This is a genomic window from Gilvimarinus sp. 1_MG-2023, from assembly GCF_030548285.1.
Genome location: NZ_JAUOSC010001035.1, coordinates 1 through 270, shown reverse-complemented (window position 1 = coordinate 270; position 270 = coordinate 1). Strand labels below are relative to the sequence as shown.

Annotated in this window: 1 protein-coding gene; it reads right to left on the bottom strand. The window is 57.4% G+C overall.

Annotated features, from left to right (window positions below; all coding sequences use genetic code 11):
* Nucleotides 1-270: hypothetical protein (locus Q4563_RS20025; protein ID WP_303605760.1), on the bottom strand; the 270-nt coding region annotated here is incomplete at both ends.

The window sequence follows — 270 nt, the reverse complement described above, 5'->3', positions numbered from 1 at the left end:
CCATACCGCTCACCACATCGCCACCGCGCCAGACGACGCTGGCACCGGTCAATATTTCTGTTGCGGTAAACGTACCGGTGTTATCAAGACTGCCGTAGCTCACAATCGGTGTCGCGTTATCCAGTGCCATAATCAAGGCCAGGCCGCCACTGCCGGTATAGGGAACCCCATCAATGTCATAACGCGTTGTTTCTGTCACAGCCACCACCAGATCGCCAAATTCGCCGCTGCGGTGCCGCATGGGGCGAATCGCCAGGGTAATCTCTGCAG